We start from the raw sequence: 21311 nt of genomic DNA, 5'->3' as shown, positions 1-21311 counted from the left end.
ACAAAACCACATGGATTGAGCTGCCGGTCCTTACCCCAGCTTGACCTGCATCTGGATCGGACCCTCGGCGCGGCCATGGATGAACTGGTCGACGTAAGCGTTGCCGCTGTCGTCGATGGCGCTGGTGGGGCCCTGCCAGATCAGCTTGCCCTGGTACAGCATGCCGATGCGGTCGGAAATCTTGCGGGCGCTGGCCATGTCGTGGGTGATGGTCAGGGCGGTGGCGCCCAGGTCGCGCACGCACTTCACGATCAGGTCGTTGATGACGTCGGCCATGATGGGGTCCAGACCCGTCGTCGGTTCGTCGAAGAAGATGATTTCCGGGGTGGTGGCGATGGCGCGGGCCAGGCCCACGCGCTTCTGCATGCCGCCCGACAGCTCCGCCGGCGACAGGTTGGCCACGTCGGGTCCCAAGCCCACCGCGGCCAGCTTCTCGATGGCGATGTCGCGCGCCTGCGACCGCTTCATGCCCTGGCCCTGGATCAGGCCGAAGGCCACGTTCTGCCAGACGGGCAGGCTGTCGAACAGGGCGCCGCCCTGGAACAGCATGCCGAACTTGGTCATCACCCGGTCGCGGGCGCGGCCGCCGATGTGGGTCGTCTCCTCCCCATCCACCTTGATGGTGCCGGCATCGGGACGCAGCAGGCCCAGGATGGACTTCAGCATCACCGACTTGCCGGTGCCCGAACCGCCGATGATGACGAAGGACTTGCCCTTGGCGACGCTGAGGTCCACGCCGTCCAGCACCTTTTTCGGGCCGAAGGCCTTCTTGACGCCGATGAGTTCGATCTTGGGGGTGCCAGAGTGGGGGGATACCGTGCTCATGAGAAGAACAGCCCCGTCAGCAGATAGTTGATCATCAGGATCATGATGGAGGCGGAGACGACGGCGTGCGTGGTGGCCGCACCCACGCCCTGGGCGCCGCCCTTGGAATGGTAGCCGTTGTAGCAGCCCATCAGCGCGATGATGAAACCGAAGGTCGCCGCCTTCACCAGGCCGGAGACCACGTCGATGGTCTGCAGGTACTGCGCCGTGCTGGTCAGGTAGGCCGACGGGTTGAAGCCCAGGCGGTAGATGCTGACGACATAGCCGCCGAAGACGCCGATGATGTCGGCCACCAGAACCAGGCAGGGCAGCATCAGCGTGCCGGCCAGGATGCGCGGCGCCACCAGGTATTTGAAGGGATTGGTGGACAGGGTGCTGAGTGCGTCCACCTGTTCCGTCACGCGCATGGTGCCGATCTCGGCCGCCATGGCGGCGCCGACGCGTCCCGCCACCATCAGGCCCGCCATGACGGGCCCCAACTCACGGGTGATGGACAGCACCACCACGGTGGCGATGGCGCTGGAGGCGTTGAAGCGGGCGAAGCCGGTGTAGCTCTGCAACGCCAGCACCATGCCGGTGAACAGGGCCGTCAGCCCCACCACCGGCAGGCTGTTGTAGCCGATCTCCCGCATCTGCTGCACCAGCAGGCGGGGATAGAAGGGGGGACGGACGCAGTGCGACAGGCCACGCGCCGTGAACAGGGCCAGCCGCCCGGTGGCGGCCAGGAACACCAGGGTGGCCCGGCCGATCCCGCTCAAGAACCCCATCCGCTCCGCTCCTCAGTCATTGCACGAGGCCGTGCCGGTCGCCCGGCAGGCAAAGGACTCACTATCGACAACCGCCAACGCCGCCTCGCGGGTGCAGCGCAAAAGGTCATGCCCCCTGATACACGCGGCAAAACCTCCGGCCAAGCCCTGTTAGGATCTCGTAGCCGATGGTGCCGGCATCCGCCGCGACATCGTCCAGCGGCCGGTCAGGCCCGATCAGCTCGGCGAAGGCGCCCGGAACCAGGGCGTCCGGCGGGACGCGCGTGGCGTCCACGCTCAGCAGATCCATGGAGATGCGGCCCACCACGGGCGCGCGCACGCCGGCGATGGTGACATGGCCGGACGACCCCAGGGCGCGGAAGTAGCCGTCGGCATAGCCCACCGCGATGGTGGCCAGGCGCGCCGGCGCGGTGGTGCGATATGTCGCGCCATAACCCACCGTGGCGCCGGCCGGCACGTCCCGCACCTGTAGGATGCGGCCCAGCAGGCGCAGCGCCGCCGCCATGGGGTTGGGCGCCTCCGGCGTCGGGTTCACGCCGTACAGCGCCGCCCCCGGTCGCACCAGGTCATGCAGCAACGCCGGTTCCCGGAAAATGCCGGAGGAGGCGGCCAGGCTGGCCGGCGCCCGGGGCAATCGGGCCAGGTGCGCCCGGAAGCGGGCGTCCTGCTCGGCGGCGAAGCCGTCGCCGGCCACGTCGGCGCTGGCCAGGTGGCTCATCCAGCCGGTCGGCGTGAGGCCGGCCAGCAGGGCGGGCTCGTCCGCCAAGTGCCGCGCGTCGCGGTCGTCCAGGCCCAGGCGATTCATGCCGGTGTCGATATGGATGAAGGCGGGCAGTGCGCGGCCAAGCCCCGCCGCCGTGGCCCGCCAGCGGGCGATGTCGTCCAGGCTGTTCAGGATGGGCGTCAGGCCCAGGGACGCCATCTCCCGCTCCGTGCCCGCCGTGGGGCCATGCAGGACCAGGATGCGCGCGTCGGGAAAGGTGGCGGCGGGAAACGCCGCGCGCAGGGCGGCGGCCTCCTCCAGGTCGGCGACGAAAAAACTGCGGCAGCCCGCCTTGGCCAGGGCCGCGGCCACCGGCACGGCGCCCAGGCCATAGCCGTCGGCCTTGACCACGCCGGCGCATTCGACCAAGCCGCCGGCCCGCTCGGCATGGTCGCGCAAGGCCCGCCAATTGCCGGCGATGGCCGCCAGGTCGATGGCCAGGACGGCACCGGCGCCGGCCGGCACCTGGCTCGGGAAATCCACGGACGACACCCCCGGCTCCTCAGTAATCGTCGCCGGCACCGGCCAGGGCATGGTGGGTGTCAAGGTCGGAGAAGCGGGTGAATTCGCCATGGAAGTGCAGGCGCACGGTGCCCACCGGGCCGTGACGCTGCTTGGCGATGATGGCCTCGGCCGTGTCGTGCACCTCTTCCAGCCGCTGCTGCCAGCGTTGGTAGCGGTCGTTGAACTTGTCCTCCGCCTCTTCCGGGCGGCGCGACGGCTCGGCACGCTCCAGATAGTACTGTTCGCGGTAGACGAACATGACCACGTCGGCGTCCTGCTCGATCGAGCCCGACTCGCGCAGGTCCGACAGCTGCGGCCGCTTGTCCTCGCGGTTTTCCACCTGGCGCGACAGCTGCGACAGCGCGATCACCGGCAGGTCCAGCTCCTTGGCGATGGCCTTCAGGCCGCGCGTGATCTCGGAGATTTCCTGCACGCGGTTGTCGGTCTTGTTGATCCCGCCGCCGCGCAGCAGCTGCAGGTAGTCGACCACGATCATGCCCAGGCCGTGGGTGCGCTTCAGGCGGCGGGCGCGCGTGCGCACGGCGGTGATGGACAGGGCCGGCGTGTCGTCCACGAAGAACGGCACCTTGGAGATGTAGTTGCTGGCCTCGATGAAGCGGGGAAAGTCGCTGCCGTGGATTTCGCCACGGCGGATCTTGTCGCCGCTGACCTCGGCCTCATCCGCCAGGATACGGGTGGCGAGCTGTTCCGCCGACATTTCCAGCGAGAAGAAGCCGACGGGCGCGCCTTCCTTGCCGCTGCTCTTCATATGCGCGCGGGCGGCGTTGAAGGCGATGTTGGTGGCCAGCGCCGTCTTACCCATCGAGGGACGGCCGGCCAGGATGATGAGGTCCGACGGGTGCAGGCCGCCCAGCTTGCCGTCCAGGTCGCGCAATCCGGTGGTGACGCCGGTGACGTGGCTGGACCGCTTGTAGGCCGCCTCCGCCATCTCGATCGCGGCCTTCAGCGACCGTTCGAAGGGGACGAAACCGCCCTGGGCGTCGCCGGTGGCGGCCAGGTCGAACAGCTTCTTCTCCGCCTCCTCGATCTGGTCGCTGGCGCCCACGTCCAGGTCGTGCTTGTAGGCGGTGTTGACCATGTCCTCGCCCACGTCGATCAACTGCCGGCGCAGGTAGGCGTCATGGATGATGCGGCCGTAATCCTCGGCGTTCGTCACGGTGACGACGCCGGCGGCCAGGCGGGCCAGGTACTCGGTGCCGCCAATCTCCTTCAGGTCCGCGTCCTGCTCGAAATAGGCCTTCAGCGTCAGCGGGCTGGCGATCTGCCCGCGTTCCACCAGCTTGGCGATGGCGGCGAAGACGCGGCCGTTGGCGGGGTCGAAGAAGTGCTCCGGCCGCAGGAACTCGGCCACCTTCTCCAGCGCCTTGTTGTTGACCAGGGCGGCGCCCAGCAGCGCCTGTTCCGCCTCCAGGTTGTGGGGCGGCGTGCGGTAGGGCAACGCACCGGTGGAAGCGGCCGGGTCGGTCAACTTGGTGTCCATGGGCATCAGTGTAGCAGCGGGGGAGGCATGGCATAGCCGGCCGCCGCGCGCACGGCAAGTGCAACATGCGGATGGATTTTATCCACAGGGGGATAATCACGGGGATAAAGGCGGGAAATGGGGGCCAAGTCCCGCCTTGCACCTTGATTCCCCGTTATTCCGCGACCATCGCCGGCGTGTGGGCGCGCGGCGCCATGGCTTCCTCCGCCCTGTGGATATAATCGCGGGTGAGGGGGACGGCGGCCAGGGCGTTGGACAGCTGGATCTGGAAGACCATGTGCCCCTGGTAGCGGAAGGCGCATTCCGACCCGGCCAAGTAGAATTCCCACATGCGGACGAAGCGCTCGTCATACAGCGCCGCCGCCTCGTCCGCCCTGGCCAGGAAGCGGTGGCGCCAGGCGCGCAGGGTCTCGGCGTAATGCAGGCGCAGGATCTCGATGTCGGTGGTGACGATGCGCGCCTTCTCCACCGCCGGCATGACCTCCGACAAGGCGGGGACGTAGCCGCCGGGGAAGATGTACTTGCGGATCCAGGGGTTTGTGGCGCCGGGCCCGTCCAGCCGCCCGATGGCGTGGATGAGGGCCACCCCCTCGGGCGTCATCAGGTCGCGCACCGCCTCGAAATATTCCAGGTAATGGGGCAGGCCCACATGCTCGAACATGCCCACCGAGACGATGCGGTCGAAATGGCCGGCGTAGCCCTGGCCCTTCAGGTGGCGATAGTCCACCAGCTCGAACGTCACCCGGTCGGTCACGCCTTCGTCGATGGCGCGCTGGCGGGCGACGGCCAACTGCTCCTCAGACAGGGTGATGCCCATCACGCGGGCGCCCGGCACCTGGCGGGCGATCTCCAGCGCCATGCCGCCCCAGCCACAGCCGATGTCCAGCACCTTCATGCCGGGCTCCAGCCGCAGCTTGGCGATGATGTGCCGCTTCTTCAGGCTCTGCGCCTCCTCCAGCGTCGTCTCCGGCGTGGGGAAGTAGGCGCAGGAATACTGGCGGTCGCTGTCCAGGAACAGGGAGTAGAGCTTGCCCGACAGGTCGTAATGATGGGCCACGTTGGCCTTGGACCGCTGCGCCGGGTTGAACTGCTGGGCGTACCGGGTCAGCGTTTCGATGGGGCCCATCAGGTGGTCGGACCAGCCGATGTGCTGCCAGCCGCTGTTGCGGGTGACCAGGGCCAGCAGGTCGTAGATGCTGCCCTCCTCCATCACCAGCGTGCCGTCCATATAGGCCTCGCCGGCGTAGAGGCGTGGCGCCAGCGCCAGCTTCCAATGCAGGCTGGGATCGGTCAGGCGCGCGGTGACGGGGCCGTAGCTGGCGGGGCCGCCATCGGCGATGCCGCCGGGGCTGACCCCACCCGGCAGTGTGTCGGGATCGCGGCGGCCGAATTCATAGCGGCGGCCGTGAGCGTCGATAAGCGTCAGGTGGCCGGTCTTGATAAGCGACCGGAACAGGCTGGCCAAGAGCATGCCGAAGGCTCCCTCGTCTCAAATCACCTGCATATCAAAGACATGTAGGTAGTCTGCGAGCGGGAGGCCAGGGGGTCTATTAGCTCTAAGATTTACTCAAAAGGGCAGGGGCCGCTTTTGCTTCGGCCCTATTTCCCGTGCGCGATGAACGGGCCGTTACGGAACCCCACCTTGCCGTAGCGGAACGGGTCGCCCTCGGGCGTGGTCATGCCGCCGCCGGCGGCCAGCAGCACGGCGTGGCCGGCGGCCGTGTCCCATTCGCAGGTCGGCCCGAAGCGGGGATAGAGGTCGGCCACGCCCTCGGCGATGCGGCAGAACTTGACGGAGCTGCCGCAGGCCAGGGTCTCGGCCACCGAGTAGGCTTTAAGATACGTGGCCAGCGCCTCGTCATTCGCGTGGGAGCGGGAGGAGACGACCGTGACGCCGGCGCGCGGCTGCGGGCGGCAGGCGATGGTTTCCCGTTCCCCGCCCGCGCGCTGGCGCCATGCCAGGGCAGTGGGCGCCAGGGAGCCCGCGAACAGCTCGCCGCTCGCCGGGGCGTAAACCACGCCCAGCACAGGCTGGCCCTTGTCAACCAGGGCGATGTTCACCGTGAACTCGCCGTTGCGCTTGATGAACTCCTTGGTGCCATCCAGCGGGTCGACCAGCCAGAAGGGCTGGCGGGCCGCGACGGCCGGAATATCACCCCGCTCCGCCGCCTCTTCCGACACCGCCGGGATGGCGGGCGTCAGGCGGGCCAGGCCGGGGAGAATGATGGCCTCGGCGGCGTGGTCGGCCAGGGTGACGGGACTGCCGTCCGACTTGGCCGTGGCGCCGTGGTCGCCCTCATAGAAAGGAAGGGTGGCGTGGCCCGCCTCGACCGCCAGCGCCGCGATGTCATCCAGAAGGGCGACAAGGTCCATACGGGCGAGGTCGGGGACGGTGGTCATGGGCCAGGCCTATCTTTGTAGTGTCGGGGGGATGATCGGGGAGGGGAATAGTGCATCCAGGGCCCGCTCAGCAACAGTCCAAACCCGAACGCCCACGCGCGGCTCTCATGCGCGGCCCGGTCCAATTTTAAGCCGAATTCTAGGGGCGGGGCCACAGGGCTGTGCCGCGCGCCAGCGCGATGAGGGCGGCGGGAGGCGGCGGCGGGTGCTAGACTGGGCCCCATGAAAGTCGCGGCCCCCCTTCTCATCGCCATCCTCGCCTTGTCCATGGACCTTCCCGCCGCGGCGGCGCCCCCGCCGCCCGTGGGGGGTGGGGGCGACGTCATCGAAGGGCATGCCCAGGCGACGGAGGGTGACACCCTGCTGGTCGATGGGGGGAGATCAGGCTGTACGGCATAGACGCGCCCGACCCCGGCCAAACCTGCCAGAACCGGCGCGGCGCCACCTATGACTGTTTCGCCCAGGCGACCAAGGAATTGCAGGCCGTGGTGCAGGACAAGATCGTCCGCTGCACCACCAAGGAAAGCCCGCCCAAGCAGCGCCGGCTGGGCGTCTGCACGGTCGAGGGGCGCGACGTCGCCGGGATCATGGTGCGGGCCGGCTGGGCGCTGGCCTACACCGCGCTGACGCCGGACTATTACAACACCCAGGTCCTGGCCATGAGCCATCGCGCCGGCATGTGGGGGGACGGGTGGAACCGCCCTGGCTGTGGCGCGATCGACAGGCGACACTGGAGGCCGACGCCACCGGCAGGCCTAAGAAAAAGCCTTCGGGCCAGCCGTAAGACCGGCCTGAGGAAGCCGGCGGCCTGCAATCCGCCGGGACGCGACCTACATGATTGGGGGCGGCCCGGTAGGGGCCCAGGGCCACAGTGCCGCGCAAAGACGCGGGCGCACCCCTGCCGCCGCCTGGAAAACACTTGACCGCGACCGCCAGGGCCATCACCTATGTCGCCGAAATTGCGCGTTTCGCGCCATCCACCCGTTTTTCCTGAAAGGAAGTTATGTCGAAGGAGGATTTGATCGAGTTTTCCGGCACGGTGACCGAACTGCTGCCGAACGCGATGTTCCGCGTCAAGCTCGATAACGAACACGAAGTTCTGGCCCACACCTCCGGCAAGATGCGCAAGAATCGCATCCGCGTGCTGGCCGGTGACCGGGTCAACGTCGAAATGACGCCCTACGACCTGACCAAGGGCCGCATCACCTTCCGCTTCAAGTAAGCGGACGGTCGCCCATGGTGCGCGTGCAAGCGGACGGGACGGGGCGGATGCCACGACAGCTCCCGCCGCTGGTGCTGGCGTCCAGTTCCCCGCGTCGTCGGGAACTGCTGGCCCAGATCGGGGTGACGCCGGCCGGCATCGACCCGGCCGACATCGACGAAAGCCCGCTGGTGGATGAACTGCCGGCCCATCACGCCCTGCGCCTGGCCAAGGCCAAGGCGGAGGTGGTGGCCGCCCGCAGCGCGGGGGCGGTCGTTCTGGCCGCCGACACGGTGGTGGGCTGCGGCCGCCGCATCCTGCCCAAGGCGGAAAGCGCCGATGACGTGCGCCGCTGCCTGGATCTGCTGTCCGGCCGCCGCCATCGCGTCTATGGCGGCCTGTGCGTCATCGACGCCGCGGGCAAGGTCCGTACCCGGCTGGTGCAGACCGCCGTGCTGTTTAAGAAGCTGAGCCGCGCCGAGATCGACGCCTATCTCGCCTGTGGCGAGGGCGTGGGTAAGGCCGGGGGCTATGCCATCCAGGGCCGCGCCGCCCTGTTCGCGCGCGGGCTGGTCGGGTCCCATAGCAATGTCGTGGGCCTGTCGTTGTTCGAGACGGCGGCCCTGCTGCGTGCCGCCGGCATCGATCCGCTCTTGGCCGCGTGACGGGCCGGCCCGGATGGCCCGTGAACTCCACATCGACGTGACATCGCCGGCGCAGGGGCCCGCCTTGCGCCGCGCCGCCGTGCTGACCGACGGCGTGTTGTCGGATCTGTACATCGACCGGGTGGACCGGCCCACGTTGGCCGGTGCGGTGGTCCGCGGCCGCGTCACCCGCATCGTCGCCGGCATGAACGCCGCCTTCGTCGATATCGGCACCGGCCGCGACGGCCTGCTGCCCGCCGCCGATGTGCGCCTGCCCCAGGGAGGTGGTAAAGGCGCGCCCAAGGATCGCCCGGCCGCCCGGCCCCAGGGTCCCATCGGCACGGCCTTGCGGGCCGGGCAGACCATCATCGTCCAGGTCAAGGCCGACCCCGTGGGGGCCAAGGGCGCGTTGCTGTCCATGGACGTGGCGCTGCCCGGCCGTTTCCTGGTGCACACGCCGCTGGCGGCCGGCATCCACGTATCCAAACGCCTGGGCCAGGGGGCCAGCGCGGCGGCGGAGCGCGCGCGCCTGACCACCGTGGTGCGGGACGCCGTGCCCGCCGGCGGCCAAGGGCGGGCCGGTGAATGGGCAGGGGGCTGGGCCGGGGGATGGATCGTGCGCGCCGCCGCCGCCGGCGTGCCCGCTGACTGGTTGGCGCAGGAGGCGGAGGCCTTGGCCTTGGACTGGCACGCGGTGGCGCGGGCCGGCGAGGGGCCGCCGGCCACGCTTCTGGCGGCACCCCATGCCGGCGTCCGCGCCCTGATGGAGCAGACGGGCCAGCCGGTGTCGGCCATCCTGGTGGATGACCGCGCCGCCGCCGGCCAGGACCTGTACGCGGAGCTGCGCCGCTGGTGCGACGACCGCGCCGCCGACCTGCTGCCCATGCTGAAACGCGTCCCCACCGGCCTGCCGCTGTTCGATGGCGGCGACCTGGACGGCGCCATCGCCACCCTGTTGCGCCCGCGCGTTCCCCTGCGCGGGGCCGCCGCCGGCAGCCTGGTCATCGAGCGGACCGAGGCGCTGACCGTCATCGACGTGAACGGGGGGAGAAGGGCGACCCCCTGGCCGTCAACCTGGCGGCGGTGCCGGAAATCGCCCGCCAACTGCGCCTGCGCAACGTGGGCGGCATCGTGGTGGTGGATTTCATCAACCTGTCGCGGCCGCCGGACCGCGAACGGCTGATCCTGGCCCTGACCGGGGCGGTGGCGGACGATCCCGGCAATACCCAGGTCTATGGCATGTCCCGCCTGGGCCTGGTGGAGATGACGCGCCAGCGCCGGGGGCCATCCCTGCTGGACCTGGTGGCGGCTGACGCGCCGGTCCCGGGTGTTTTGTCCGACGACGATGACGCCGTGATGTGAGTGGTGCTGCCATGACCGACGAACCGATTCCCCTGAAGCCCCGCAAGTCCCGCGCCGCCTGCCCCATCTGCGGCCGGCCACCGGCGCCCGAGGTGAAGCCCTTCTGCTCCCCCCGCTGCGCCGATGTCGACCTGGGCCGCTGGCTGAACGAAAGCTACCGCGTGCCCGTGACCGAGGAGACGGACGAGGACGGCGAAACCGCCCCCGGGGCGGACCGCGACTAGGTGCCGGCACCCGCATATCTGGAAATCCACAAGTGAAATCAGTCACCTAAAAAAAATCTGAAAAAGATCGAAACAACAGGCTGGACAAGCCCGCCGGACTTGTCTACATACAGCCACCTCGACGCGCCGCGGACGCCAACGCCACGGCAACGGGTCACAAAAACCCACGCGAGATCAGGGGCTTAGCGTCCGCTAGGCTCCTCTGGATGCCCAGGTAGCTCAGTTGGTAGAGCAGGGGACTGAAAATCCCCGTGTCGGTGGTTCAATTCCGCCCCTGGGCACCATTTTCTTCCAAGAAAATCAGTGAATTGCGCTTAGGGCGGCCGGCGTGTCAAGCGGCCTCGCCCATCCCCTACCGCAGCACGGCGCTTGAATCCACCAGGTGCACATCGTGCATCTGGTTCAGGTAGGCCTCGTAATAGCCTTTGTGAGAAGCGCCGACGATCGCCAGCAGGCGCGTGCCCGGATGCTGGCCCAGCACGTCGCGAATGTTCGCGACCATGCGCAGATTGCGGGTTTCCCAATAGCCGACATAGCCTCTGCCGAACGCCTGGGGCGACGGCTCCATGAGGGCGGCGCCGAAGTCGGACCGGTAGGTCACCAGCGGGGCCGTCGGCGCGTTGTACGCCCGGTACATCGTCAGCAGGCCATCGGGCTTGGGCAGGTCGGCTTCCAGCCGCTGGTCTTCCGCCTTGCGGGCCTTGGAGGCCGGATTGTCCCAAGCCTTGGTGATCGCGGCCGCGTAGGCGTCGGGGTCGACCGGGTCGGGCGTGTCGGCGGTGTGGTCGTCGACGCTCCACACCCGCTCCAGGCCCAGCCGTGCCGCCAGCGGGGCGGCGACCAGATAGGTCTCGTTGCGCCGGTTCTTCAGCGTGTCCAGCTTGGCGGCCAGCTCCGCCGTCAGGCCGTCCCCCTCCCGCCGCTCGGCCGGTTCAAGGCGCAGCCACTGCACCAGGGCGGAGGCTGGCTCCCCCGCCGCCAGGAAGACGGCCGCCAGGTGCCGGCGGTCGGCGGGGGTGGGCATGGCCGGCCAGGCCGCCAGCAGGCGTTCGGCCTCGGCGGTCGCCGCGGGCACGTCGAGCCCCGTGGCCTGCGCGGCGGCGGTCGTGTCCGGACAATAATCCTGGACGGTCGACGCGTAACGGGCCGGATAGCGGCGCAGGCTGTCACATTGCAGGCCGGAGAGGCTTTCGGTGGCGATGGCGGTGGGGTGCCAGGCCGCGAGGCGGGTCAGCAACGGTTCCAGCATGTCAGGCCGGGGGTCGTCCTTGAACCCCGACAGATGCGGCGTTCCCAGGACCAGCACCTCGTTGGCCTTGCCCGGCGGCGGCCCCTTCAACCGATCAGGCTGGAAGGCCGGATGGTAATCGGACGCGTCGGCCTTGGCCGGAAGAACCCCGGCGGCGACCAAGCCGCCAAGAACCAGGACAAGGCCGATGGACGAACGGCGGATGCGTTTCATGAAGCCCCCAAGTGGAATGTGACGCCCCGCCGTGATCATCCGCATCCCCGGCACCGTGGGAAAGGACCGCTTGGCCACCGGCCGCCAGGTCCGGCCGTGATCCGCCGCCCGATGGCCGCCGTACCTTACGGTGCCGGGGACGACGGGGCCCCGGGTCACGCCTGGGAAAGGGTCGGAGATGTGGAGACGGATTTGCGCCATGCTGCTGTGCGCGCCCCTGTTCACCGGGTGCGCCGGCATGACCCCGGGGGATTTCGCGAACGGCACGCCGCCCCTGGTCCTGGAGGATTACTTCACCGGCCATACCAAGGCCTGGGGATTGTTCGAGGACCGGTTCGGCAAGGTGCGCCGCCAATTCACGGTCGATATCGACGGCACCCGCCAGGATGACGGCGCCCTGATCCTGCACGAACGCTTCCTGTACAACGACGGCGAGCGGGAGGAGCGGACGTGGACGGTGTGGCGGGTGGCGCCTGACCGTTATGAGGGGACGGCCGGCGACGTCGTGGGTGTGGCGCGCGGTGTCGCGTCGGGCAACGCCTTCAACTGGGCCTACCGCCTTGACCTCAAGGTCGGCGACGGCACCATGCGCGTCGCCTTCGATGACTGGATGTTCCTGCAACCCGGCGGCGTTTTGCTGAACCGGGCCCACGTCACCAAATGGGGCGTCGAAATCGGGTCGGTCAGCATCTTCTTCCAGAAGGCCCCGGCGATGTCCGCCCAGCACGGGCCAGGATAAGGGGAGGGGCCGGGGCCAGGCCGGGCGCGGTGGTCCGCCGCCCGGCCTGGTCTTGGCGTCAGGCGGCGCGCAGCTTGGCGAAGAAGTCGGCCACTGCCTCCTGCAGGCGGGCCAATTCCTTGGCCAGGCTTTGCGAGGCGCCCAGCACCTGGACCGAGGCGGCGGCGGTCTCTTCCGAGGCCTCCGCCACGGCGCCGATGTTGTTGGAGACCAGCACCGTGCCCTTGGAAGCCTCGCTCACGTTGCGGGTGATCTCCCGCGTGGCCGCCCCCTGTTCCTCCACCGCGGCGGCGATGACGGAGGTGCCGGCGCCGATATCGCGGATGGTGGACTGGATCTGGCGGATGGCGCTGACGGCGTCCGTCGTCTCCTGCTGGATGGCGGCCACCTGGGCGCCAATGTCCTCGGTCGCCTTGGCGGTCTGGTTGGCCAGGGCCTTGACCTCGGTGGCGACGACGGCGAAGCCCTTGCCGGCCTCGCCCGCCCGGGCCGCCTCGATGGTGGCGTTCAGCGCCAGCAGGTTGGTCTGGCTGGCGATCTCGCGGATCAGGCTGATCACCGCCTCGATGCGCTGGGCGCCCTCGGCCAAGCCGTTGACGGTGGCGTCGGTCTCTTCGGCCTGGCGCACGGCCTCATCGGCCACCGTGGCGGACTGCAGGGCCTGGCGGCTGATCTCCCCGATGGAGGCGGTCAGTTCCTCGGTCGCGGCGGCCACGGTCTGCACGTTGGTGGACGCTTCCTCCGCGCCGGTGGCCACGGCCTGCACCTGGCGGCGGTTGCCATCCACGATCTGGGTCAGACGGCCGGCCGTCTGGCCCAGTTCCTCCGAGGCGTGGGCGACGAAGTTCACCAATTCGCTCGAAACCTTGTCGAACTCCTCGATGTACTGCTCGCGCAGGCGCACGCGGGCCTCGCGGCGCAGCTGTTCCTCCCGGGCCTGCTCCGCCAACTCGTCGGCGCGGATCATGCTGTCGCGGAAGACGGCGACGGCGGCGGCCATGCGGCCGATCTCATCCAGACGGTCGGCGCCAGGAATCTGGACGGACAGGTCATGGTCGGCCAGGCGACCCATGGCGCCCGTCATGTCGTCCAGCGGCTTGGACACCAGGCGGATCAGCGCGAAGCCGGCCAGGCCACCCAGGGCCAGCGACAGGATCAGCGCGCCGATGACCACCGTCTTGGCGGTCTGGTAGCTGTCACGGTTGGCCTTGGCGGCCTCGTCCGCGCCCTTCATGTTGATGTCGGCGTCGGCCTTCAGGGCCTGGCGCAGCTTTGTGAAGTTGTCGATCATCTCCCCCCGGAAGGAGGCGACCGCCTCATCCATCTTGCCGTCGTGGGCGGTGGCCAGCAGCTTGTCATGCATGCCGAGATAGATCTTCCAGGTGCGCTGGATGTCGTCCGCCGCCGCGCGTTCCTCGCCGGCGCCGATCAGCGGCTGGTAGGCCGTCCAGGATTTGTCAAAGTCCGCCAGGGTGGCGGCGAAGCGCTTCTCCACCTCTTCCCGCATGGCCGGTTCCTTGACCAGCAGGTAGGAGCCTTCCAGCGAGCGGAAGCGTTCCGTCGCCTGGACGATCTGTCCCACCGCGCGGGTCGAGGGCAACCAGTCGTCACGGATGTCCATCGCGGAGGCGTTCATGCGCGCGGCCTGCATCATGGCGACCACGCCCAGGATCAGCGTGACGGCCAGTACGGCGCAGAACGCCAGGATCACCTTGTGGCGGATGGACAGGTTTTTCATGGCCTTCGAGGCTCCTCACCCTAGCCGGGGCGCCCGACGCGGGCGTCCCCCAAGATCGAGGCGCCATCGCCGTCGCGTACCCCCGTGCAAGAAGAGCCTTGAGGACTTAACGACAGACGGCGCCATTAAGGCGAATACTCCGTTAAGCATATTAAGGAACGGTAAAGTGCGGAACTATGCTATGGGGTAGGGTCTCAAATCCTGTCAAACCTCTGCTCTCAGCCCTCGCCGCCGGCGCAGGGGGCGGGCATGGCGCCGGGTGGCGCCTGGTCCAGGCGCGATAGGCTGTCGGCCACGGCGGCGGCCAGTTGCGCCGCGCCATTGGACAGGGCGGCGGCGGCCGCGTCGGGCGTGGCGGCGGTCACGGGCAGGCTGAAGCCGGCGCGGCAGGTGGACGCGGCACCCTGCGGCAGGCGGCGCATGGTCCAGCTGCCATCCACCACGGCGGTGCCGCCGGGGGTGGCGTCGAACCGCTCGATGCGCAGCGCCAGCCGGTACTGCGGCGGGCCGTTGGGGGCGGGGGCCACGGGCGCCTGGTAGATGTCGGTGGCGCGCAGCCGCTGCCACAGGGCGTTGGCCAACGCCAGCCGCATCTCGTCCGCCACCGGGGCGGCCCAGCGGTCGTCGTCGCGCACGTCCAGCCGGCCGCCGGCGTCGGTCAGCACCAGCTGGGTGCGGTTCAGCCGCTCCGGCACCGTCACGGGCAGGACCTCCACCAGCATACGCGCGCTGCCGGTCACGGGCGCGTCGGTCGGCTGCGGGGCCAGCGCGTGGTAGCGGATGGGGGTGGAACCGCCGCAGCCGGCCAGCAGGACCAGGCCCGTCAGGCCGGCGAGGGCGGAAAGGGAACGGGGGAAGGGGGTGGGGTTCGTGCTCATTCGTCCTTGTCCTTCCGGCCGCGCACCAGGGATTCCGGGTGGCGTTCCAGGCTGTCGCTCAACGCTTTCAGGGACCGGGTGGCGTCCATGACGCCCTTCAGGGCCTGGCGGGTGTCCTGCTGCAGGGGGGCGTCGGGGGCGACGCTGGCCTGGGTGGCGGCCAGGGTCTGTTCCATCTGCTTCAGGCTGTCACGGATTTCCGGCAGCACGTCGTGGTCGGCATGCTGCACCAGCTCGTCGATATGGCGGGTGGCGCCGTCCACGCTGGCCAGGGCCTTGCGCGCGTTCTCGCCGATGGCGTCGAAGGGGATCTTGTCCAGCTTGGCCACGATCTCCTGCACCTTCTGGTACAGCTCCTCCAGATCGCCAGGCACGGTGGGCAGCTCCACCGGATCGGTGTTGGGGTTGAACGGCACCGGCGGCGCCTTGGGCATGAAGTCCACCGCCACGTACAGCTGCCCGGTCAGGAAGCTGCCGGTGCGCAGCTGGGCGCGCAGGCCGCGGCTTACCAGCTCCGCCAAGCGCTGCATCCGGGCGGCCCGCTCGCTTTCCGGCGGCAGCGTCTGCTCGAACGAGGCCAGGCGATCGGGGAAGATGTTGACCATGACGCGGGAGGTGAAGTCCTGGCTGGCCGGGTCGTAGTCGATGCCCACCCCGGTGACGTTGCCGATCTCCACCCCGCGGAAATCCACCGGCGCGCCCACGGTCAGCCCACGGATGGACTGGTGGAAGCGCATCACCATGGCGACGTGGTAGCCCTCCGGCGCCTTCATCGCGTCGACATGGTTGGCGGCCAGCCAGAACTGGCTGCCGGCCGCCGCCGGGGTCATGGGCGTGTCCGGCGGATCCTCGAAGGCGATGCCGCCCATCAGGATGGTGGCCAGCGCCTCGGTGTCCACCTTCAGGCCCGAGCCGTCGATGCGCACGTCGACGCCGCTGGCGTGCCAGAATTTGCTGTCCTTGGTGATGAAATGATCATAGGGCGACTTGATGAAGACGTGCAGGGTGATGTGGCGTCCGTCCTCATCCAGGGTGTAGCGCTCGACATGGCCCACGGGGATGCGCTTGTAGTAGACGGGCGATCCGGCGGCCAGCGAGCCGATGTCGTCGGTGTGCAGGACATAGCGCTGCCCCGGCACGTCGGAGGCCACCACGGGCGGATCCTCCAGCCCGGTGAATTCCTTGCGCTGGTTGTCCGACTTGCCGGCGTCGACACCGATGTAGGACCCCGACAGCAGGGTGTTCAGGCCGGAAACGCCCGTCTCGGCGAAACGCGGGCGCACCACCCAGAAGCGGCTGTCGTCCACGGCGAAGCCTTTGGCGTCCTTGGTCAGCTCCACCGTCACCAGCACGCGGGCGTGGTCGTCGGTCAGCGTGACGCCTTTCACCTCGCCGATGTCCACGTCCTTGAACTTCACCTTGGTCTTGCCTGGCTCGATGCCGTCCGCCGTCAGGAAGCTGATGGTGATGCTGGGGCCTTTCATCCAAACCGTCTTCACCACCAGGGTCAGGCCCACGATGGCGGCGATGGCCGGGATCAGCCACACCAGCGATGGGATCCAGCGGCGACCCGAATCCACCACCGGTTCCGGCAGATCGTCCTGGTGGGGGGCGGGGGGCGGGGTTTCAGCCATGGCGGGTCCCGAAGGCTAGTCGTTTCTTGGGCGGGCGCTCCCCGCGCGGGTGGCGGGCGCGATCCCAGATCATGCGGGGGTCGAAGCTGTGGGCGGCCAGCATGGTCAGCACCACCACGGCGCCGAAGGCGGCGGCACCCGGGCCGGCCTGGATGACGGCCAATCCCTGGAAATGCACCAGGCCCACCATCAGGGCCACGACGAACACATCCAGCATGGACCAGCGGCCGACGAACTCGACGATGCGGTAAAGGCGGGCGCGCTGGTCGGCCCGGCCCCGCGCGCCGCGCTGGATGGATACGGCCAGCGTGCTGAGCGTCGCCAGCTTCAGCAGCGGCACCAGGATGCTGACGGTGAAGATCAGCACCGCCAGCTCGGGCGAGCCGGTGTTCCAGAAGTAGAGGATGCCGGACAGGATGGTGTCGCTCTGGGTGCTGAGCAGGGTGGAGGTCTGCATCACCGGGAAGGCGTTGGCCGGGATGTACAGGATGGCGGCCGCGATCAGCAGCGCCCAGGTGCGCGACAGGCTGTCCACCTTGCGCGGGTGCAGGCGCCCGGCGCACCGGGGGCAGCGGACGCGGCCCTGCCCGTGCCCACCCCTGGCGATTGTGTCGCGACAGACCAGATGGCAGTGTGGACAGGCGACCAAGCCCGCTTGCGCCGCCGTGGTCACGCGGGGTTCGGAAGAAGGGGAGGTCGAGGCCGCGCTCATGGATGCGCCGCCTGCTTGGGCGGAAGGCGCCGACGCCGTGGCCGCACGATGACGTGTTCGCCCGCGCGCCACAGGCTGCGCAGGTCGAGCGACAGGATGACGGCCAGCAGGATGGTCAGCAATCCGAAAGCCCATAGCGCGACGCCCGGCACCACCTCGGCCATGTTGGACAGCTTCACCAGGGCCACCACGATACCCAGCATGAACACCTCGATCATGCCCCAGGGCCGCAGCGCCTGCAGGAAACGCAGGATGGGGGCGAAGGCCGGGGCCGGCCGCCCCCGCCGGATCATGAGCAGCAGGGCGAACAGGGCGCCCAGATCCACCAGGGGGAACAGCTGGGTGGTGGCGAAGACCAGGACGGCCACGATCTCCCGCCCCTCCCGCCACAGGGCCAGCACGCTGCCGACCAGGGTGGTGCTGTTGCTGCGCCCCTGGATCTCAAGATCGACGATGGGGAAGCTGTTGGCGATCAGGTAGATCAGGATGGCGGCCGTCACCAGCGCCAACTGGTGGTCCAGCGCCAGGTAGGAGCGGCGGTAGAGCACGGCGCCGCAGCGCACGCATCGGGCCTTGGTGCCGGGCGCCAGCTCACGCCGTTCGTGCAGGGCGTCGCATTCAGGACAGGCGACCAGGGATTCGGTCACGGGGGATGCCAGTTCGTCGTCATGGTTCGGCCCCGGTGCATGGCCGTTGCCGTGTTGGCCGTCATGGTGAGCGGCTTGTCGCCGCCACGATAGCCCGGCTTCCTGAATAGCACCATCGGGTGGCCGGAGGTGACTCCGATGCTGTTCGGGGGAGGCCGGTCGACGTAGCGGTCCTGCAACGGATAGGCCCCGCGCCGCCGTTGCAGGGCGGCGGGCGGGTGCGCTGATAATTCCCTGCCCAGACGATGCGGCCTCGTGCACACTGGCCGGCCTGCCCATTCGGTGGGCACCGTGGTGCGCCCCGTGCCGGTTGAAAAGGCCGGGTGCGAAGGAATGCGGGTGTGAAAGAAAGGGACGACTTTGGCCTCTGGTAAGACCTTCCTGGCCGCGGCGCTTGCCACCGGCTGCGCCTTGTCCGCGTTGATGGCGCCTGTCCTTCTTCCGGCGGTGGCCTGTGCCGCGGAACAATCCGGGGCGGTGGTCCCGGCCAAGACGACCAAGGCCACGACGCTCAAGGACACCCCGCCAGTCAAGATTCCCGCCCTGGTACGGGTCGCCAGCGTCGAAGGCATCACGGAATACCGCTTGGCCAACGGCCTGCGTGTGCTGCTGTTCCCCAGCGAGGCCAAGTCCACCATCACCGTCAACGTCGTCTACCGTGTCGGCTCGCGCATGGAGGGCTATGGCGAGACGGGCATGGCCCACCTGCTGGAACACATGATGTTCAAGGGTACGCCCAACCACCAGGGCATCCCGCAGGAAACACAGAAGCGTGGCTTCCAGAACAACGCCACCACGGCGGAAGACCGCACCAATTACTACGAGACCTTCGACGCGCGGCAGGATTACCTGGACTGGGCCTTGGGCCTGGAGGCCGACCGTATGGTCAACTCCTATGTCGCCCGCAAGGATCTCGACAGCGAGATGACGGTGGTGCGCAACGAGATGGAGATGCGGGAGAACAACCCCGTCGGCATCCTGATGGAGCGCATGCACTCCTCCGCCTACCTTTGGCACCACTACGGTCATTCCACCATCGGCGCGCGCTCGGACGTGGAGAACGTGGACATCGGCCACCTGCAGGCCTTCTACCACCGCTATTACCGGCCGGATAACGCCACCCTGGTCATCGCCGGCAAGTTCGATCCGGCCAAGACCCTGGCCAGCGTGCAGGCGGCCTTCGGCGGGCTGAGGAACCCGGCCGAGGCTCTGCCGCCGGAATACACGGTGGAACCGGCGCAGGACGGTGAACGCTCGGTCACCCTGCGCCGGGTGGGCGACACGGGTTACGAGGGGCTGGCCTATCACATCCCGGCCGCCACCCATCCCGACAGCGCCGCCCTGTCCATCCTGTCCTTCATCCTGGGCAGCACGCCCTCGGGACGCCTGCACAAGGCGCTGGTGGAGCAGAAGCTGGCCACCGGCGTGTCGGCCTCGGCGGAAAAGCGCGTGGACCCCGGCCTTGCCATGGCCCTGGCGGAGGTGCCCAAGGGCGGCGACGCCGCCAAGGTGCTGTCGGTCATGACCGGCGTGGTGGAGGGCGTGCACGACCATCCCATCACGGATGAGGAGGTCGACCGCGCCAAGACCCGCATGCTGAAGAATTACGACCAGCTGATGGACAACCCCGGCGGCGTGGCGCTCAGCCTGACGGACCCCATCGCCCAGGGGGACTGGCGCCTGCTGTTCGTGGGGCGCGACCGCATCGCCGCCGTGACCACGGCCGATGTGCAGCGCGTGGCGGAGACCTATTTCCGCCAGGCCAACCGCACCGAGGGCCATTTCATTCCGGCCACGGCGCCGGAGCGTGTGGACATCCCGGCCGCGCCCACCGCCGCGTCCCTGGTGGACGGCTACAAGGGGCGGGAGGCGGCGGTCGCCGACACCGTCTTCGACAGCAGCCCGGCCAACATCGATGCCCACACCCAGCGCCTGGATTTGGCGGACGGTGGCAAGCTGGCCTTGCTGGCCAAGCCGTCCCGGGGCCAGGCGGTGAACCTGCTGATCCGCCTGCGCTATGGCGATGACGCCAGCCTGACGGGCAAGGACGCGGCGTGCGAAGCGGTGGCCAGCATGTTGCTGAAGGGCACGGCCAAGCACAGCCGCCAGCAGATCGCGGACCTGCTGGACAAGATGAAGGCCAATTTGGCCATCTCGTCCGGCACGCAGCAGACCAGTATCGCCGTGCGCACCGACCGCGCGCACGTGGCCGAGGTGCTGGCGCTGGTGACGGAGATCCTGCGGGAGCCCGCCTTCCCGGCCGATGAACTGGAACAGTGGCGCGCCGCCACCATTTCCGACCTGGAATCATCCCGCACCGATCCCCAGTCCCTGGCCAGCAACGCCTTCGACCGCGCCTTCGACACGACGCAGCCCGACCATCCCGGCCATATCGACACGGTCGACGAGTGGATCGCCAAGATCAAGGCGCTGAAGCTGGAGGAGGTGAAGGCCTTCTACCACGCCTTCTACGGCGCCCGCGGGGCCCAGGTGGCCGTGGTGGGCGACTTCGACGCCGCCGCCATGCCGCAGCTGGTGCAGGCGGCGCTGGGCGGATTCGTGGCGCCGCAGCCCTTTACCCGCATTCCCGAGACCCCCGCCCAGGTGGCCGGCCTGGACCAGGTGATACAGACGCCGGACAAGGCCAACGCCATCCTGCTGGCCGGCCTGCCCCTGGCCATGACCGAGGATGATCCGGACTATCCCGCCCTGTTGATGGCCAACCGCATCCTGGGCGGCAGCACCCTGCATTCCCGCCTGGGCGATCGTGTCCGCCAGAAGGAGGGGCTGTCCTACGGCGCCGGCTCCGCCCTGTCGGTGGGGGCCATTGACCACGTGGGGCGCCTGACCCTGCAGGCCATCGCCGCCCCCCAGAACGTGGCCAAGGTGAAGACGGCGTTCGGCGAGGAATTGGCCCGGCTGGTGCGCGACGGCGTCACCGACCAGGAACTGGCGGAGGCCAAGAGCGGTTTCCTGGATCAGTTCCGCATGGGCCGGACAGAGGATGCGCGCCTGGCAGGCCTGCTGGCCACCAACCTGTACCTGGATCGCACCATGGCTTGGTCGGCGGAAATGGAAGCCAAGGTGGCGGCGGTGACGCCGGCACAGGTGGTGTCGGCCCTGCGCACCCGCGTCGATCCGGACAAGCTGTCCTATTTCCGTGCCGGGGACTTCGCCAAGGCGACGAACTGAGGCCCCTGCCTTTGGGCGTATCCTGGCCGGCCACGCCACCCACCCCGGAATACCTCCTCTAGCCAGGGGCGCATGGCCGGGGTAGCTTGGCGCCCCGGCGATGATCAGGGCGGCGGAC

Annotated in this window: 20 protein-coding genes, 1 tRNA gene and 1 pseudogene; 10 read left to right on the top strand and 12 right to left on the bottom strand. The window is 69.0% G+C overall.

Features of this window, described 5'->3' with window-relative positions:
- Positions 1 to 30 precede the first annotated feature (30 nt).
- The 6 genes from UAJ10_RS26495 to cysQ all read right to left on the bottom strand — a co-directional run bounded on the left by UAJ10_RS26495 (position 31) and on the right by cysQ (position 6760).
- Positions 31 to 825, bottom strand: a complete 795-nt coding sequence (locus UAJ10_RS26495; protein WP_322918338.1) for an ABC transporter ATP-binding protein — start codon at positions 823 to 825, stop codon at positions 31 to 33.
- Positions 822 to 1592, bottom strand: coding sequence for an MlaE family ABC transporter permease (locus tag UAJ10_RS26490; protein ID WP_322918336.1), 771 nt, complete (start codon positions 1590 to 1592; stop codon positions 822 to 824). The genes UAJ10_RS26495 and UAJ10_RS26490 overlap by 4 nt, the downstream gene beginning before the upstream one ends.
- Before the next feature lie 106 nt (positions 1593 to 1698).
- Positions 1699 to 2838 carry an alanine racemase gene (gene alr, locus UAJ10_RS26485; protein WP_322918335.1) on the bottom strand — a complete coding sequence of 380 codons (1140 nt, stop codon included), beginning with the start codon at positions 2836 to 2838 and terminating at the stop codon, positions 1699 to 1701.
- A gap of 19 nt (positions 2839 to 2857) precedes the next feature.
- The gene (locus UAJ10_RS26480; RefSeq protein ID WP_186457179.1) at positions 2858 to 4360 is read right to left on the bottom strand and encodes a replicative DNA helicase; all 1503 of its coding nucleotides are present in this window, start codon (positions 4358 to 4360) and stop codon (positions 2858 to 2860) included.
- Between the two features lie 154 nt (positions 4361 to 4514).
- Complete coding sequence (locus UAJ10_RS26475) at positions 4515 to 5831, bottom strand: cyclopropane-fatty-acyl-phospholipid synthase family protein (protein WP_322918333.1); 1317 nt, start codon at positions 5829 to 5831, stop codon at positions 4515 to 4517.
- A 128-nt stretch (positions 5832 to 5959) separates the two neighbouring features.
- Entirely contained in the window at positions 5960 to 6760 is an 801-nt protein-coding gene (cysQ, locus tag UAJ10_RS26470) for a 3'(2'),5'-bisphosphate nucleotidase CysQ (protein WP_322918332.1), read from the bottom strand.
- 222 nt (positions 6761 to 6982) lie between these two features.
- Here cysQ and UAJ10_RS26465 point away from each other — a divergent pair, with 222 nt between their 5' ends.
- The 8 genes from UAJ10_RS26465 to UAJ10_RS26435 all read left to right on the top strand — a co-directional run bounded on the left by UAJ10_RS26465 (position 6983) and on the right by UAJ10_RS26435 (position 10475).
- Positions 6983 to 7159: a hypothetical protein gene (locus UAJ10_RS26465; RefSeq protein ID WP_322918331.1), complete on the top strand. Its 177-nt coding sequence runs from the start codon at positions 6983 to 6985 to the stop codon at positions 7157 to 7159.
- Entirely contained in the window at positions 7141 to 7683 is a 543-nt protein-coding gene (locus tag UAJ10_RS29975) for a thermonuclease family protein (protein WP_416235421.1), read from the top strand. The genes UAJ10_RS26465 and UAJ10_RS29975 overlap by 19 nt, the downstream gene beginning before the upstream one ends.
- Before the next feature lie 80 nt (positions 7684 to 7763).
- Complete coding sequence (gene infA, locus UAJ10_RS26460; RefSeq protein ID WP_044559220.1) at positions 7764 to 7982, top strand: translation initiation factor IF-1; 219 nt, start codon at positions 7764 to 7766, stop codon at positions 7980 to 7982.
- Between the two features lie 47 nt (positions 7983 to 8029).
- Positions 8030 to 8626: a Maf family protein gene (locus tag UAJ10_RS26455; RefSeq protein ID WP_322918330.1), complete on the top strand. Its 597-nt coding sequence runs from the start codon at positions 8030 to 8032 to the stop codon at positions 8624 to 8626.
- 13 nt (positions 8627 to 8639) lie between these two features.
- Positions 8640 to 9788, top strand: a complete 1149-nt coding sequence (locus UAJ10_RS26450; RefSeq protein WP_322918328.1) for a ribonuclease E/G — start codon at positions 8640 to 8642, stop codon at positions 9786 to 9788.
- Positions 9689 to 9967: a ribonuclease E/G gene (locus UAJ10_RS26445; RefSeq protein WP_322918327.1), complete on the top strand. Its 279-nt coding sequence runs from the start codon at positions 9689 to 9691 to the stop codon at positions 9965 to 9967. The genes UAJ10_RS26450 and UAJ10_RS26445 overlap by 100 nt, the downstream gene beginning before the upstream one ends.
- 11 nt (positions 9968 to 9978) lie before the next feature.
- Positions 9979 to 10191 (top strand): DNA gyrase inhibitor YacG, encoded by a 213-nt coding sequence (locus UAJ10_RS26440; RefSeq protein ID WP_322918325.1) that lies wholly within the window; start codon positions 9979 to 9981, stop codon positions 10189 to 10191.
- A 208-nt stretch (positions 10192 to 10399) separates the two neighbouring features.
- Positions 10400 to 10475: transfer RNA gene (locus UAJ10_RS26435), tRNA-Phe, on the top strand.
- A gap of 68 nt (positions 10476 to 10543) precedes the next feature.
- On the opposite strand, the gene UAJ10_RS26430 is transcribed toward UAJ10_RS26435, so the two are convergent.
- Complete coding sequence (locus tag UAJ10_RS26430) at positions 10544 to 11653, bottom strand: DUF5694 domain-containing protein (RefSeq protein WP_322918324.1); 1110 nt, start codon at positions 11651 to 11653, stop codon at positions 10544 to 10546.
- Between the two features lie 178 nt (positions 11654 to 11831).
- Here UAJ10_RS26430 and UAJ10_RS26425 point away from each other — a divergent pair, with 178 nt between their 5' ends.
- Entirely contained in the window at positions 11832 to 12392 is a 561-nt protein-coding gene (locus UAJ10_RS26425; protein ID WP_322918323.1) for a DUF3833 domain-containing protein, read from the top strand.
- Positions 12393 to 12450: 58 nt separating this feature from the next.
- On the opposite strand, the pseudogene UAJ10_RS26420 reads toward UAJ10_RS26425, so the two are convergent.
- The 5 genes and pseudogenes from UAJ10_RS26420 to UAJ10_RS26400 all read right to left on the bottom strand — a co-directional run.
- Positions 12451 to 14118: pseudogene (locus UAJ10_RS26420) on the bottom strand (methyl-accepting chemotaxis protein); the annotation flags it as partial.
- 230 nt (positions 14119 to 14348) lie between these two features.
- Positions 14349 to 15008, bottom strand: a complete 660-nt coding sequence (locus UAJ10_RS26415; protein WP_322918319.1) for a PqiC family protein — start codon at positions 15006 to 15008, stop codon at positions 14349 to 14351.
- Positions 15005 to 16642 carry a PqiB family protein gene (locus tag UAJ10_RS26410; RefSeq protein ID WP_322918318.1) on the bottom strand — a complete coding sequence of 546 codons (1638 nt, stop codon included), beginning with the start codon at positions 16640 to 16642 and terminating at the stop codon, positions 15005 to 15007. Before UAJ10_RS26410 ends, UAJ10_RS26415 begins: the two co-directional genes overlap by 4 nt.
- The gene (locus tag UAJ10_RS26405) at positions 16635 to 17354 is read right to left on the bottom strand and encodes a paraquat-inducible protein A (RefSeq protein ID WP_322918316.1); all 720 of its coding nucleotides are present in this window, start codon (positions 17352 to 17354) and stop codon (positions 16635 to 16637) included. The genes UAJ10_RS26410 and UAJ10_RS26405 overlap by 8 nt, the downstream gene beginning before the upstream one ends.
- Positions 17351 to 18001, bottom strand: a complete 651-nt coding sequence (locus tag UAJ10_RS26400; protein WP_322918315.1) for a paraquat-inducible protein A — start codon at positions 17999 to 18001, stop codon at positions 17351 to 17353. Before UAJ10_RS26400 ends, UAJ10_RS26405 begins: the two co-directional genes overlap by 4 nt.
- Positions 18002 to 18361: 360 nt before the next feature.
- Between UAJ10_RS26400 and UAJ10_RS26395 the strand changes: the two genes are divergently transcribed.
- On the top strand, positions 18362 to 21193 hold the full coding sequence (locus UAJ10_RS26395; protein WP_322918314.1) for a M16 family metallopeptidase: 2832 nt from the start codon (positions 18362 to 18364) through the stop codon (positions 21191 to 21193).
- Positions 21194 to 21311 lie beyond the last annotated feature (118 nt).

The organism is Nitrospirillum guaranorum (genome assembly GCF_034653275.1).
In the GTDB taxonomy this organism is placed as follows: domain Bacteria; phylum Pseudomonadota; class Alphaproteobacteria; order Azospirillales; family Azospirillaceae; genus Nitrospirillum.
The sequence above is the reverse complement of the archived record's forward strand: the minus strand, read 5'-3'. Positions and strand labels throughout refer to the sequence as shown.